The organism is Niallia sp. Sow4_A1, assembly GCF_052116745.1.
Lineage (GTDB): Bacteria > Bacillota > Bacilli > Bacillales > Cytobacillaceae > Niallia > Niallia hominis.
In genome coordinates this window covers 55,941-70,797 of sequence record NZ_JBQKKM010000019.1, presented here as the reverse complement: position 1 = coordinate 70,797, position 14,857 = coordinate 55,941, and the positions used below count along the sequence as shown (strand labels likewise).

General features: G+C 36.6%; 12 protein-coding genes. 2 read left to right on the top strand and 10 right to left on the bottom strand.

The features are described from left to right. Nucleotides 1-3 precede the first annotated feature (3 nt). The 5 genes from argS to speE form a co-directional block, all read right to left on the bottom strand. A complete protein-coding gene (gene argS, locus ACTQ5K_RS12285; protein WP_031538962.1) occupies nt 4-1,674 on the bottom strand; it encodes an arginine--tRNA ligase in 1,671 nt (556 codons plus the stop codon). Further along, nucleotides 1,671-2,120 carry a DUF1934 domain-containing protein gene (locus ACTQ5K_RS12280; RefSeq protein WP_031538964.1) on the bottom strand — a complete coding sequence of 150 codons (450 nt, stop codon included), beginning with the start codon at nt 2,118-2,120 and terminating at the stop codon, nt 1,671-1,673. The genes argS and ACTQ5K_RS12280 overlap by 4 nt, the downstream gene beginning before the upstream one ends. A 134-nt stretch (nt 2,121-2,254) precedes the next feature. Further along, nucleotides 2,255-3,355 (bottom strand): SH3 domain-containing protein, encoded by a 1,101-nt coding sequence (locus tag ACTQ5K_RS12275; RefSeq protein WP_048718855.1) that lies wholly within the window; start codon nt 3,353-3,355, stop codon nt 2,255-2,257. 791 nt (nt 3,356-4,146) lie between these two features. After that, the gene (gene speB / locus ACTQ5K_RS12270) at nt 4,147-5,019 is read right to left on the bottom strand and encodes an agmatinase (protein ID WP_031538966.1); all 873 of its coding nucleotides are present in this window, start codon (nt 5,017-5,019) and stop codon (nt 4,147-4,149) included. Between the two features lie 55 nt (nt 5,020-5,074). Next, the gene (gene speE, locus ACTQ5K_RS12265) at nt 5,075-5,902 is read right to left on the bottom strand and encodes a spermidine synthase (protein ID WP_031538968.1); all 828 of its coding nucleotides are present in this window, start codon (nt 5,900-5,902) and stop codon (nt 5,075-5,077) included. Between the two features lie 386 nt (nt 5,903-6,288). Here speE and ACTQ5K_RS12260 point away from each other — a divergent pair, with 386 nt between their 5' ends. Next, nucleotides 6,289-8,352, top strand: a complete 2,064-nt coding sequence (locus ACTQ5K_RS12260; protein ID WP_441993965.1) for a transglycosylase domain-containing protein — start codon at nt 6,289-6,291, stop codon at nt 8,350-8,352. 361 nt (nt 8,353-8,713) lie between these two features. On the opposite strand, the gene ACTQ5K_RS12255 is transcribed toward ACTQ5K_RS12260, so the two are convergent. The 3 genes from ACTQ5K_RS12255 to ACTQ5K_RS12245 all read right to left on the bottom strand — a co-directional run bounded on the left by ACTQ5K_RS12255 (nt 8,714) and on the right by ACTQ5K_RS12245 (nt 12,328). Continuing rightward, on the bottom strand, nt 8,714-10,642 hold the full coding sequence (locus ACTQ5K_RS12255) for an endonuclease MutS2 (protein WP_031540074.1): 1,929 nt from the start codon (nt 10,640-10,642) through the stop codon (nt 8,714-8,716). A gap of 424 nt (nt 10,643-11,066) precedes the next feature. Then, nucleotides 11,067-11,576, bottom strand: coding sequence for a YwhD family protein (locus ACTQ5K_RS12250; protein ID WP_031540075.1), 510 nt, complete (start codon nt 11,574-11,576; stop codon nt 11,067-11,069). Between the two features lie 113 nt (nt 11,577-11,689). Next, complete coding sequence (locus ACTQ5K_RS12245) at nt 11,690-12,328, bottom strand: site-2 protease family protein (protein WP_031540076.1); 639 nt, start codon at nt 12,326-12,328, stop codon at nt 11,690-11,692. A 225-nt stretch (nt 12,329-12,553) separates the two neighbouring features. Here ACTQ5K_RS12245 and ACTQ5K_RS12240 point away from each other — a divergent pair, with 225 nt between their 5' ends. Continuing rightward, a complete protein-coding gene (locus tag ACTQ5K_RS12240; protein ID WP_031540077.1) occupies nt 12,554-12,739 on the top strand; it encodes a 2-hydroxymuconate tautomerase in 186 nt (61 codons plus the stop codon). Between the two features lie 66 nt (nt 12,740-12,805). Here ACTQ5K_RS12240 and ACTQ5K_RS12235 read toward each other — a convergent pair whose 3' ends face one another. Both ACTQ5K_RS12235 and ACTQ5K_RS12230 read right to left on the bottom strand, forming a co-directional pair. Beyond that, the gene (locus ACTQ5K_RS12235) at nt 12,806-13,312 is read right to left on the bottom strand and encodes a YwgA family protein (RefSeq protein WP_031540078.1); all 507 of its coding nucleotides are present in this window, start codon (nt 13,310-13,312) and stop codon (nt 12,806-12,808) included. Nucleotides 13,313-13,353: 41 nt separating this feature from the next. Then, nucleotides 13,354-14,655, bottom strand: a complete 1,302-nt coding sequence (locus tag ACTQ5K_RS12230; protein ID WP_031540079.1) for an HD domain-containing protein — start codon at nt 14,653-14,655, stop codon at nt 13,354-13,356. Nucleotides 14,656-14,857: the final 202 nt, after the last annotated feature.

Here is a 14,857-nt window from a genome sequence, read left to right as displayed (position 1 = left end):
TAATTACATTTTTTCTGGCGCAGATACACCAATTAGGGCTAGGGCGTTTCTTAATGTTATCTGTGTCGCTTTGATTAATGCTAGGCGTGCTTTTGTTCTTTCTAGATTGTCTGTGTCTAATACTTTTTCTGCATTATAGAAGCTATGGAAAGTAGAGGCTAAGTCGTAAATATAATTTGTAATTCGGTGCGGCATTCTCTTTAATGCTGCTTCCCCTACTGCTTGTGGGAATTCTCCTAGTTTTTTCAATAAGTCAAATTCCTTTTCTGCAGTAATTAACGATACGTTTAGTTCATCAGCCAGCTCGATTCCTTGTTCTTTTCCTTGTCTTAGGATACTTGAAATACGTGCATGTGCGTATTGAGCATAGTATACTGGGTTTTCATTGGATTGTGATACAGCAAGATCTAAATCAAAGTCTAAATGTGTATCTGCACTTCTCATTGCAAAGAAGTAACGTGTTGCATCTAAGCCTACTTCTTCCACTAAATCTCTCATTGTAACAGCTTTTCCAGTACGTTTACTCATCTTCATTTTTTCGCCATCTTTATAAAGATGAACAAGCTGAATAATTTCTACTTCTAATGCATCTTTGTTATAGCCTAATGCTTGAATAGCCGCTCTCATACGTGGAATATAACCATGATGGTCTGCGCCCCAAACGTTAATAAGCTTTTCAAAGCCTCTTTCTAACTTATCTTTGTGATAAGCAATGTCTGGTAATAGATACGTATAAGAACCATCATTTTTAATGAGTACTCGATCTTTATCATCACCGAAATCAGTGGAACGTAGCCAAGTAGCTCCATCTTGTTCAAAAATATAGCCATTTTCTTTTAAAGCGTTTAACGCTATATCAATTTTTCCATTTTGATAAAGGGATGTTTCAGAGAACCACACATCAAACTTCACGCGGAAATCTTCTAAATCTTGCTTTAATTTGGCCATCTCATACTTCAGGCCGTATTCACGGAAAAAGTCAAAACGTTCCTGTTCTGAAACATTTACATACTTATCGCCAAATTCCTCTGCTAATTTTTTTCCGATTCCAATAATGTCTGCACCATGATAGCCATCTTGAGGCATCTCTTTTTCTATACCTAACGCTTGGAAATAGCGTGCTTCAACCGATAATGCTAGGTTATTAATTTGGTTACCAGCGTCATTAATATAGTATTCTCTTGATACATCGTAACCCGCTTTATCTAAAATATTGGAAAGAGAATCTCCTACTGCTGCACCACGTGCATGTCCTAAATGAAGATCCCCCGTTGGATTTGCAGAAACAAACTCTACTTGTACCTTCTCTTTGTTTCCAACAGTAGTTTGTCCGTATTGATCTCCTGCTTTAAGAATAGTTGGAATTAAATCTGTTAAATAACTATTATCCATATAAAAATTGATGAAACCAGGTCCTGCGATTTCCACTTTTTTAATAGAAGCTTTCGTTTGATCAAAATTCTCAATAATAGTCTCTGCAATCATTCTAGGTGCTTTTTTCGCAACCCTTGCTAATTGCATCGCCATATTCGTTGAATAGTCACCATGCGCTTTGTCCTTTGGCAACTCTAGTACTACCTCTGGAATTTGTTCTTCTGTTGCTAGACCAGCTTTTATTACGCTTTGCTTAATTTCTTCCTTTAACTTATCCTTTATTTGATCTACAATATTCATTCTTCCTCTTTCTCCTCCTTAAATGAAATAGTCATATGATAGGTACCATTATTGCTACCCTGCATCTTTAAATCATATAAAATATCTAATGTGCCTGTTGTTGTTTGCTCCTGTACTTCCAACTCAAGCCTCTTTGTATCTGTAACTAGTTGAAATACGCCGTACGGACTTTCATAGCTGCCGACCTTCTGTTTATTAATAAGAAAAGGAAGACGCATTTTTACTGCCCCGCTTCGAAGGATTAACCCTTCCTTTTCGGTAACTTTAATAATTGTTTTAATGGTGCCTTCTTCTATGATTTCTTCATATTTTATATACTTATTAGTATCTTTTTCTAAGTATCGACCAAACCCAATCCACTCAATACTTTCTTTATTTTTCCCATTATATATATGTGTTGTAACTTGTAATTTCACAGGCACCTGTTGCGCTGATGGTTGAGACAACGACAACACTTCCTTTTCATTTACTGTGTAACTTTATAAGTATAAATTTTTTATAGGGGAAGTGCAAGATGGTTCGTCAAATGTTTAAGAACTACAACTAAAAAACCTACAGGGAGTCCTGTAGGTTTCTTCTTTTAATATTTGTTTAACTCTTGAATCGGTGTTTGAATTATCACTGGATTTTTTGAAGGATCTAACCATTTAAGAATCTTCACAACGTTCGCTTCGGAAGTTGCTGTGCATCCGAGGGTATAGCTATTTGCAATGTGGAAAAAGATTGCGCTGCCTTTATTCGGAATACGTTTGGTATTATAGTTTATAACAAATCCATATTTATAGGCTGGTACATTCATGTTTTCTGCGCTCTTCCACTGACCCTTTGTTTTCTTTTTTGATTGCCATGTATTATATAGCTTCGATTTTGGATCATCTACCCACACATCATCATTAGTAATTTTCCGATATGGTAATTTGGTTCCAGGGCTCTTTGCTGTTCCAAAGGCAGTTCCGATTGTAAATTTCCCTATAGGTGATTTTTTTCCGCCTTCCTTCATATCAGAGGTGATGCCAAGTTTACCAATATGTCCAGCCATAGTTAAAACTGGAACCCATTCCCCTTTAGCATTCTTTTCAAATGTACGAATTTCAGCAGTGGATGTATTATAGCCATTTGATGTGACAAGAATCAATTGCTTGTTTTTCCCTACTGTTTTTAAACCTGCAGCTAAATTTTTGGGAGCTGCTGGTTTTTTCGTTGTTAGGTATTTACTTGATACCCAACCGGTTTTCTTTCCAACCGGTACTTTGCTCCACGTTCCTTTTGTTTGGGTTACTTTTAATGATTGATTCTTTTTAACTGTCGTAACTATTTTGTACTTAGTACCTGCACCACTTCTCACATTTAATGTACTTGCTGTCACATACATTGTTTTCGTTGCAGTTGTTGCTTTTGCTACCGGCTTCTTTGTTGTTAAATATTTATTGGACGCCCATCCCGTTTTCTTTCCTACGGTCACCTTATCCCAAGAACCTTTTGTTTGTGTCACTGTCACTGCTTGATTTTTCTTTACCATCGTGACTACTTTGTGCGAGGTACTTGCTCCACTTCTTATATTAAGCGTGCTTGCTGTGACATATTTCGTTTTTTTGCTGGCAGCTTGGGCAGTATTTGCCGTGTGAAATCCTGTAAATAAAATCAATACTCCAATTAATAGAACAAAAATCTTCTTTCCCATTTTATTCCCTCGCTTTATCAAAATGATGCTATGTTCTAATCTATCTTTCCAGATTCATCCCCTCTAAAAATTGCTTAAACCTTTCAATTTTTCTATATCTTAACATATCAAATCTGATTTTACGTTGGAAATGTTTAGAGGGATATTGTTGTGATTTATATGGTAGAGGAGATAAAAAAGAGGCTGAAAAAAAACTAAATAGCCAATCTGTAAAGATGAAAAATCTCTAATTTAGCGCTTAAATAAAGGTTCCTTTTATACAATGGTTATTTATGTTTTAAATATAGTCAGGTGTATAAACTATTTTGTTCCATTGCGCTACAAACACTCGCTTTCCGCGGGGAGGAAGCTGAGCCTCCTCGGCTTCGCCTGTGGGGTCTCAGCCTTTCCTCTATTTCCCGCAGGAGTCGAGTGTTTTCCGCTCCATTCCACTCCGTTATTAAAGGCAATTTCCTAAAAAAATATTGTTTTTTTAATAAAAATAAATTAGTAGGAGATATGAAGCAGCCTGAATACACGTAGACTCCTGTGGGATTAGCGAGACAGCCTGAGACCCTGCAGGCCAAAGGCAGACCGCGGCTCAGCGTGAGCCCCACGGAAAGCGGAGTGTATTCAGGCTGCGGGTGATCCAACTGAAACAGCTTTTTAAAAAGCTAATTAAAAAGCCAAACAATCATACGAAATTTCGTGTAATTGTTTGGCTTTCACCTGGGCTGGAATACTTATGTCCCGGCCTCATTTTAAGCAGTTAGCTTTCCCTTGATTTAGGTTCGGCTACTGTGTAAGATTTCTTATTTTACAAATCCTAAAAGCATTTCACGGATTAATTTACTTGCTGTATTGGCTGTTTGCTCAGATGGATCATAGATTGGCGCTACTTCTACTAAATCTGCTCCAACTACTTGAACATTAGAACGAGCAATTTCATGAATAGACGCTAGTAATTCTTTAGAAGTGATTCCGCCTGCATCTACAGTCCCAGTACCTGGTGCATGTGCTGGATCTAAAACATCAATATCTATCGTTACATATACTGGTCTGCCAGCAAGTGTTGGCAGGATTTCTTTTAATGGCTCTAATACTTCAAACTTCGAAATATGCATTCCTACTTCTTTTGCCCATTGGAACTCTTCTTTCATTCCTGAACGAATACCAAAGGAATAAACGTTTTTTGGACCAATTAGATTGGCTACCTTTTTGATTGGTGTAGAGTGGGAAAGTGGCTCTCCTTCATATTCATCGCGAAGATCTGTATGAGCATCCATATGTATGATTGCTAAATCTGGATATTTTTTATACATCGCTTGGAATACACCCCAAGATACTAAATGCTCTCCACCCATTCCAAGTGGGAATTTATTATCTCCGATTACTTTGTCCACAAATTCTTCAATCATATCTAAGCTTCGTTGCGGATTTCCGAATGGAAGCGGGATATCACCTGCGTCAAAGTATTTTACTTCATCTAGCTCTCTATCTAAATAGGGGCTGTACTCTTCTAACCCAACAGACACCTCTCGAATTCTCGCAGGACCAAAACGTGAACCTGGACGGAAGCTAACAGTCCAATCCATTGGCATTCCGTATAATACTACTTGGCTTTCTTCATAATTTGGATAACTTTTAATAAATACATTTCCTGAATACGATTCATCAAAACGCATTAGTAATCACTCCTTTTTCTATTCCCAGACAACTCGAACAATAAGCTGCTGTCCCCTACTCACAAAGATCCTGAACGAATTTTGGCAAAATGAAGGCTGCTTTGTGTAGTTCTTTCGTATAATATTTTGTTTCTATAGAATGGAAACGACTCTCTGGTACCTGTAATGGATCATATTTCTTGGAACCAATCGTGAACGCCCACATGCCACTTGGATATGTTGGAATATTGGCGATATATAATCTGGTTATTGGAAAATTTTCTTTTACATCTCTTTGTACAGAACGAATTAAATCTCCTTTAAACCATGGGTTGTCGCTTTGAGCAACGAAAAGACCATCATCCTTTAATGCTTTCGCTATCCCTGCATAGAAACCTTTTGTAAAAAGGTTAACAGCTGGCCCTACTGGTTCGGTGGAATCGACCATAATCACATCATATTCCTTCTCACTTTTGGCAATATGCATAAATCCATCGCCTACTTGGACATCTACGCGCGGGTCATCCAACTTCCCTGCTATTTCTGGTAAAAACTTCTTACTATATTCAATTACTTTACCATCAATATCAACAAGCGTCGCCTTTTTGACACTTGGATGTTTTAAAACTTCTCGAATGACACCGCCATCACCGCCACCAACAACGAGAACTTTCTCAGGGTTTGGATGTGTAAATAACGGAATATGGGCTACCATTTCATGATAAACAAATTCATCTTTAACAGATGTCATTACCATATCATCTAATAGCAACATATTCCCCCACTCTTCTGTTTCTACCATATCTAGCTTTTGAAACGGTGTCTGTTCTGTATGTAATGTACGTTTGATTTTCATTGTGATACCAAAATGATCTGTCTGCTTCTCCGTAAACCAAATTCCCATTTTTCATATCCTCCATTCATTTGATTGGTTAAAGTACTTATAATCTAGATGATTCATTGTCTTTTGTGATTCATTCCAATTATTGCCCATACTGCTTTTTCACAGGAGTCAATAACCTCTGCTCCAACCAACTAAAGACTAGTAAGGCATACCTTTAAAAAACACTTTTTATGAAAACAACCTTCTTTTTATACTTCCCAATCAAACAAATAACAAACACGAAAAAAGTATAGTGGATATTTGCAAAAATGCAAAGAAATTTTTTTATATTCCATGATAAAAATGTTTAAAACACCAATCTTTACCACATACTAGTGCTATCTATTTATTGATTCGTGGAAAACGATAAAAAAGAAGGAAGATCAACCTAAGGAGGTGTCATGCACTTGGAAGTCATTGTAAATAAATTAAAGAACTCTGGTAAGTATTTACGCTTATTCATCATATTAGGGCTCCTTTTCATGATAACCGCAAGCATCATTTTTATTGGTATATATGTATATGCTCGTACATTAGGACCTCCTCCTCTAGCCGTTTCTCAATCTACCATTTATTACTCAGATAACGGCAGTATTATTGGAGAAACCAGTAATGGGCAAAAAAGATATTGGGTGTCCATTGATGATATTAGTCCCTATTTAGTGGATGCTACTGTTTCTATTGAAGATAAGAATTTTTATTCCCATCATGGTTTTGATTATAAACGGATTGGTGGAGCAATTTTAGCTGATATTAAGGCAATGGCAAAGGTACAAGGGGCAAGCACGATTACTCAGCAATATGCCCGAAACTTATTTTTAGAGCATGAAAAGACATGGACGCGAAAAATTGCGGAAGCTTTTTACACCCTCCGTCTAGAAATATTTTATACAAAGGATGAAATTCTTGAAGGATATCTAAATACAATCTACTATGGCCATGGAGCTTATGGAGCAGAGGCAGCAAGTCAATATTACTTTGGAAAAGAAGCATCAGAGCTTACGTTAGCTGAAGCAACCATGCTTGCTGGAATACCAAAGGGACCAAGTCTTTATTCCCCTTTTGCATCAATGGAAAATGCGAAGAAAAGACAAGGTATCATCCTAAATTCTTTAATTGAAAATGACTATATAACAGTAGAGGATAAAACAATCGCTTTTAATGAAGAGCTCTCTCTCGTAGGAAAGTTTCCAAATGCTAGTATGGAAACAGCTCCTTATTTTCAAGATGCCGTTAAAAACATTCTTAAAAACCAGCTTCACTTGGATGACAAAACGATTGAATTAGGTGGCTTAAGGGTGTATACAACCTTGAATACGGAACAGCAAAAAATTGCAGAGGAAACAATTAGCCACACGATAGATAAGGATAGCGATATACAAATAGGCTTTGTTGCCATGGATCCATCTACTGGGTTTGTTAAAGCAATGGTTGGTGGCAGAGATTATGAACAAAGCCCTTTTAATAGAGCCATTCAAGCGACTCGTCAACCTGGCTCTACGATAAAGCCTTTATTATATTATGCAGCACTTGAACACGGCTTTACTCCTGTTACGATGATGAGCAGCGAGAAAACAACCTTCCGTTTTGATGATGGAAGGGATCCGTATACTCCGCATAATTTTAATAATAAATATGCAGATGGCAATATAACAATGGCCCAAGCGCTAGCGGTTTCCGATAATGTTTATGCGGTTAAAACCCATCTATTTTTAGGTCAAGATACATTAGTAAAAACAGGAGAAAAATTCGGACTTACAACCGATTTACAGGAGGTACCGTCTCTCGCTCTTGGAACATCCAATGTTCGCGTAATCGATATGGCAAATGCTTATAGTATGTTTGCAAACGGAGGAAATAGTGTTTCTCCAGTTTTCATTACAAAAATCGAGACAAATGACGGGCAGATACTTTATGAACAGAAGGCGAAGAAGGAAAAGGTTTTAGACACGGACTTAACGTTCATGATGAACCAAATGATGACAGGCATGTTTGATCCTAATCTGAATGGCTATGCATCTGTAACAGGAAGTACTGTTAAAAATGAGATAACAAGAATTTATGCCGGCAAATCTGGTTCTACTGAATCAGACAGCTGGATGATTGGTTATACCCCACAACTAGTGTCAGCTGTTTGGACTGGTTATGATCAAGGGGAACCAATTACGTTAACTGCTGATAAAACCTATGCCAAAAAAGTGTGGGTGCAATTTATGGAACAAAGCTTAAAAGAGGAACCAATCAAGGGCTTTATTCCTACAAAAGGTACTGTTGGAGTGTACATCGATCCTAAGAGCGGAAAACTTGCAACAGATGCCTGTGAAACAAAAAGAATGATGTATTTTACAAAAGAAACTGTTCCAACAGAATATTGCGCTGATTTACCAAAAGACGATTCTAGTGATAAACCAGCAAACAATGAAAAAACAAAAGAAAAAGTGCCCTGGTATAAACGGATTCTGCCTTGGTAGGAAGAAAGTTTGAAAAAGCATACTAACCACCACCTATTTTGGTGGAGTATGCTTTTTTGTTCATATTAATAATATAGTGAGACTTCTCAGTATTACCTTAGCGGGATTTTTCTTGCTTTGATGGGCTTAGATGTGACTTCTCTGTTACCCCGCTTTGCTGTTTCTAGGTTTGGCGGGCTTAGAGACGGCTCCTCTGTTACCCCGCTTTCATTTTCTGGAATGTGCGGACGTAGATTCGCCTTCTCTGTTACCCCGTTTTCCCTTTTCTCGCTTCGGCAGGCATAGACTTACCTTCTCTATCATCTCTACAGTCTTCTTTTTGCCAAAACTGCCTTTCAGACAATTTAACTCAATCTCCCTCTTATTCCTCCTCCAGCCATACGTCTTCCACATATTTTCTTTTTTGCTGTTTGCTTATTTTTCGATATTCTTTTGATTTAAAAAGAATATCAAAATCATAATCTTCCGGATAGAGCTCTGTTCCTTTTATATATAGCTTTAATCGTTTTTGGTTAACTGTTCTTTTTTCCTGGCGAACCTGTACTACATATCTTCCTTGTGCATCTGGCCCTTTGTAAACAATTCCCATCTCCATGGTCTCTGTAAGAATTACATTATCTCCTTGTTCAAAAATCGGCTCCTGAGAAAGAGGGATATCAACCGTTTTCTTCCCCAATGTATTTCGAGCGTATTTATTAACAACGATTTGCTGTTTATAATCCGCATCGTCTAACCGTTGTTCCTGTTGAAAATTCCGATGTGTTTTATAGGTTATTTCATGGGCCTTTTCAATAAGTTTAGGGTGTAAACCTAGTTTGCTTGCAATTTCAAATGCTTGGCTTCTTCCGCTTTGCCCCAATAATAGCTTATACGTCGGTCGCAGAGTATCGATATCAAATTCCATCGTTCCATTTAAAAAACCTTCTGTTTGATCTGCAAATTCTTTCATTTCACTATAATGAGTTGTGGCAAATAATGTTGCCCCTTTTTGATAAAGCTGTTCCAAAATAACAATCGCCAGTGCCATCCCTTCTCCAGGATCTGTACCTGATCCCAGCTCATCAAGTAATACAAGAGAGCGATCATTGGTCGTTCTTAAAATATCAATAATATTCACTAGTCTGGAACTAAACGTACTTAAATTTTGTTCAATGCTTTGTCCGTCGCCAATATCCACAAATATATGCTGAAAGACCGCTATTTTACTGCCTTCTTTTGCAGGAATAAGTAAACCTGACTGAGCCATCATTGTCAATAAACCAATCGTTTTCAATGTTACCGTTTTTCCCCCTGTATTCGGACCGGTTATTACTAATGCCCGATGCTCTTCTCCAAATGAGATGGTTAAAGGAACAGCCTTCTCACCAAGCATTGGATGGCGGGCTTCTTTTAAATGAATCGTATAGTCTTCTGTTAAAACAGGTGACTTTGCTTCAATGGATCTGCTATATTTTGCTTTCGCAAATAAAACATCATAATAATGCATTGTTTCGATGGCTAATTGAATTGCCTTTTCCTCGCCTAAAAGTCTTTCCGTTAATTCATATAAAATCCGCTCAACCTCATACTCTTCTGAAAGTTTCAATGTTTCGATTTCTGCTTGCATATCTGCTAATTCGAGTGGTTCGATAAAAAGTGTTGCTCCTGATGCTGAGGTATCCAATACACTACCTTGGATTTTCGTACGATATTCTCTTTTTACGGATAGAGTTAGATGACCACTACGTTCTGATACTATTTTATCTTGCAGATAGCCTGCATATTTTTTGGATTTCACAAGTTGATTTGCTTTTTCTTTTACTCTGTCTGTTAAGATAGACAGCTGTCTTCTTAAATATGCTAAGTCACCGGAGGCATAGTCATCGACATTCCCGTGTCTAATGCATCTCGCTATTTCTTCTGTAAGCTCTCGAACATCAGGGATGGATTGAACGTAAAGAGAGACATTCGGCGCGACATATTCTTTATCACGCATAAACTGCTTTAGCTTTGTACAATGCTCTAAAAAGGAAATGATAAACGGGAATTGATCTGCTCGAATATAGATTCCTTTCTTCGCCTGATTAAGATAAAGGGACATTTCATCTAGTGTATGAATGGGCACACTGCTTGATATTTCTAATATTTTCATGGCCTCTTCTATTTCTTTTAACGATTGTTCCATTCTTCTTATATCCTGCATTGGGCGAATTTTCTGGATTGTTTCTTTCGCTAAATTAGTTTTCGCAAAAGTTTCTATTTCCTCTAAAATCCTATGAAATCCTAGTACTTCAAATGTCTGCTGATTCATTTTTATAACCTCCTGTTTTCTTTAAATAAATGACTTTTTTCGTAAAGTTTGTTGGCGATCGACCACAGCCAAATAAAAAAAGCCAGCATGAACAAACGCTCACTGGCTTTTTTCAGGGGTAGACCTATCCGCTTTAAGCGGCATGAGGAAATCCTTCGCAATAAAGTAAAAAAGCTATGACAAATATGCCATAGCTTATACCATCTATTGCTTGCTATGAGGCTTATTCTTAACCTTCCTTGAAATTTGCATGCTAAATAAACCGGTATAAGTCCGATTTTTTAACAAAATTCAAGGCCGTATAAAATTAACGGTTAGTTAAGAACACTCACACTCATAAAACAATCTCCTTAAAAGGGCTTTTTATTTTTACTCCCTTTTAGTTTATCCATTTTTCTTTTCCATTGTCAACATTTTCAAAAAATTAATCTGCTAAATCCTTTTTCAATTGGTCTAAAGAATTATCCCATAGTTGCTGATCATGTTTTTTTAAGAAATCAGCAAGCACCTTTTTGGACTTATCATCCATATGATCGACCATAATATGTCTTTTCATACTTTTATCCATCTTGTTCACATGTTCTGGAAGTGACTTATACCCTCTGCGAATGGAACGGTCTACTGTCATTTCACACGCTGTCACCCCAGCATAATATGGTCCTTCTTGCTTGCGGTCAATCGTTACCCACACTAGCCAATATGGCTTGCCATTTGGAACTTCTTCTTTCGTTTTCAAAAATTTGATACCACGCTCTACTGCACTTCTTGCGTGCATTGCACCGATATCGACGATTGCTTCTCCTTCTTCCACATCAATAATAACAGGAGAGACATTTTCTAAACTAAGACTGCCAATTCCAAAGCCTTTATGCCCATCGGTCGGGTCATTTTTAATAATATTAAAACCTATTGTCTTTTTCTTTTTTCCTTCCACTTTTCATACTCCTCCTGCAAATTTATTAGCTGCTATGTTGTCGTTCTCCTTTTGAGGTCAATAAATTCTGGTGTATAAAAAACGTCTCTTTTTCATTCTGTGAAAAAGAGCGATTAAAATAATAATTGATTAAACAGATTGAGAAAAAAGATTCGCACAAACTCAATCCATGGGAATATCGTATAGCTCGATAATCCTGTAACAATTAATACAATAAATAAAATAGAACCATATACCTCATATTTTGACATTTGCGCTCTCACTCGAGAGGAAACCAAATCTTCAATAATTCGGTAACCATCAAGTGGTGGTAGAGGGATTAAATTAAATGCAAAGAGTAATAAATTCATATAAATAAAAATTTGAAAAAACGGATATAAATCAAAGTTGCTTCCTATAGGTACATTTAACTTTATTAAGATTGCAATAATGATAAAGCCAAGAAAAGCTAGTATTAAGTTACTAAAAGGCCCTGCTAATGATACCAATACTCCAGCTAGCTTAGGTCGTTTAAAGTAATGACGATTAACCGGTACTGGTTTCGCCCATCCAAATCCTGCGAGCAAAATAAAAATTGCACCAATTAGGTCAATATGAACGATGGGATTTAACGTCAGCCTTCCTTGCTTTTGAGCTGTTGGATCGCCAAATTTATAGGCTACAAATGCATGTGCAAATTCATGGATGGTAAAACCTATTACAATAGAAATAACAATATAAGGCAAATCCGCCAAATTTTGCGAAAATAACAAATGATTAGCTCCCCTCTATACTGAGTTCAATGGAAAACGTCTCTTTTCTCTCTATGTTTCCTTTTAAAATTATACATGATTATAAATTGGAAAGGAAAATATTCTTTCTCCTATGAAAAAATCAAGTGAAGTAGCCTCTATTTTACCTACCATTTTTTAGTAGAGACTTGCACTTTTCCAAAAAATATGAAAAACTACAATCAAAAACCAAGGAGGATTTTAACCATGCCCTATGTAACTGTAAAGATGCTAGAAGGTAGAACAGAGGATCAAAAAAGAAATCTAGTAGAGAAAGTAACAGAAGCAGTAGTGGAAACGACAGGTGCATCAAAAGAAAAAGTTGTTGTCTTTATTGAGGAAATGCCAACAAACCATTATGCGGTAGCTGGCAAACGCCTGAGTGATCAATAATAACTATCATCTTAAAAAAGGCCGTCAAAAAGCAATGAAATAATTTGCTTTCGACGGCCTTTTTATTTAATGAATCGTTTTTTCTTTTAAACTGTCAATATATGCGTAAGCTATCTCAATTTCTTCTTCTGTATATTTTTGCTTTGCTTTTAAAGTAAAAACTTTTTCCTTTACCTCTTCCTTCGATAAAGTATCGAAAAATAGAACGGTGGAAACAAGCTCAAGAAATCTTGAGTTTTGGCCATTCATATCCTCTAGACAAGGAGATAAGTTTGGCATCTCTACTTCATTAAGGGTAAGAAATTCTTTACCATTATCTGTGAGTGTATAGCGATATTGGAAATATCCGCCTTTTTTTTCTTTTACTTCATTTAAAAATCCCATATTGCATAATTCTTCTACTCGTAAGGTCAGTTCTTCTGAATAGGGACCGAAAAAGTGAAATTGATATTTTTCATGAAAAGGAAAATCAAGCTTTTTCGCAATATATATCATTTTTTGTAGCTTTTTTCTTCCAATAATTTCGCCCGATGCAGCAATTGCTTTCATTACTTTGGCATGATCTTTTAACAAATTGGGTCATCTCCTACTCCATTTAATCCTAAAACACGCATCTATTGAATATCTAACAATTGACGGATTTGTTTTTTGACTTTCCCTTTGGAACTGTCATCCTTCAGAATATCCTTTGGAAAATACAGCTTATGATCTGTTCTTCTTTTTCCAGAAATACTATCGACTATTTCTGATTCTCTGGAAAGCTCTCTGATTTCTCCATTTTTCATCAAGAGATGGATCGGTAACCGCTCTTCTTCCTCACCTGGCCTGTAAAAGTCATAAGGAAGATCGGAAGAGGAATCCACAACCAAATAATACTCTGGATCTAATCCTGCTTTTTGAAATAAACCAGATAGTTCCTGAAGTTTTTTATACTCTTTAGCTGGATCAAACTCTACATATTTAAAAAGATTTCGATTCATAAACCTGCGGCAAAGATCCTTTAAAATGACATCATCTTCCTCTTGCCACATTTGGAAATAATAGAGAATAATAGCTTCATCCAATTTCAAATAGTCTTCTAAAGATGTCTCTTCTTCAAAGAGTGAGTAAAAATGAATTGGGTGATATTTAAAGGGGTAGAACTGCTCGTGTAAGTATTTTGCTCTATGTAGAATTTTTGTAAGAATTACTTCCGCACTTCTTGTTACTGGGTGAAAATATACCTGCCAGTACATTTGATAGCGGCTCATAATATAATCTTCTACTGCGTGCATTCCACTTTTCTTAATAACAGCCTGATCTTCACGGGGACGCATCACACGCAAAATTCGCTCCATATCGAAATTCCCGTAGCTAACCCCTGTAAAATAGGCATCCCTTAGTAAATAATCCATGCGATCTGCGTCAATTTGACTGGAGATTAAACTGACTACTAGTTTTTCTTTCGAGGTCTTTGCAATTACTTCGGCAACCTTTTTTGGAAAATCCTTTTCCACTTTTGTTAAAACTTTATTTACTTCTGTCTTGCCAAGAATAATCCTACGCGTAAATTCTTCATGATCAAGATCAAACACTTTTTCAAATGAATGAGAAAAAGGTCCGTGTCCTAAATCATGCAAGAGGGCAGCACATAAAGAAAGCAATCTTTGGTTATTATTCCACTCTTCTCTGCCTTCAAAGACATCATCGATTATTCTTCTAACAATTTCATATACTCCTAGAGAGTGGTTAAATCTACTATGTTCCGCACCATGAAAGGTAAGATAAGTCGTGCCCAACTGTTTAATTCTTCGCAGGCGCTGAAACTCTTTTGTTCCTATTAAATCCCATATTACTCGATCGCGCACATGTATATAGCGATGGACTGGATCTTTAAATACTTTTTCTTCGTTTAGCTTATCCGTCGAATATGGCATCTTTCTTCACTCTCTTTCGTTCTATTGACTATTTTTTATTTATTCTAGTAATTTAGAGTACACTCCATATTCTAAAGATAGAAAAAGAGGGTTCCGTTTAAGCATTTTAAAAAGGGAAAAATAATCTTTTTCTCCATAAAATAACTATCTAGTGGAAACTCCTCTGGTTTTACAAGGCTATGTTCGTAAAGTTTGTTGCTAT

Excerpts from the sequence above, each read along its gene's own strand:
- argS (WP_031538962.1), bottom strand. The coding sequence starts at position 1,674 with ATGAATATTGTAGATCAAATAAAGGATAAGTTAAAGGAAGAAATTAAG.
- ACTQ5K_RS12275 (WP_048718855.1), bottom strand. The coding sequence starts at position 3,355 with ATGGGAAAGAAGATTTTTGTTCTATTAATTGGAGTATTGATTTTATTT.
- speB (WP_031538966.1), bottom strand. The coding sequence starts at position 5,019 with ATGCGTTTTGATGAATCGTATTCAGGAAATGTATTTATTAAAAGTTAT.
- speE (WP_031538968.1), bottom strand. The coding sequence starts at position 5,902 with ATGGGAATTTGGTTTACGGAGAAGCAGACAGATCATTTTGGTATCACA.
- ACTQ5K_RS12255 (WP_031540074.1), bottom strand. The coding sequence starts at position 10,642 with ATGAATCAGCAGACATTTGAAGTACTAGGATTTCATAGGATTTTAGAG.
- ACTQ5K_RS12240 (WP_031540077.1), top strand. The coding sequence starts at position 12,554 with ATGCCCTATGTAACTGTAAAGATGCTAGAAGGTAGAACAGAGGATCAA.
- ACTQ5K_RS12230 (WP_031540079.1), bottom strand. The coding sequence starts at position 14,655 with ATGCCATATTCGACGGATAAGCTAAACGAAGAAAAAGTATTTAAAGAT.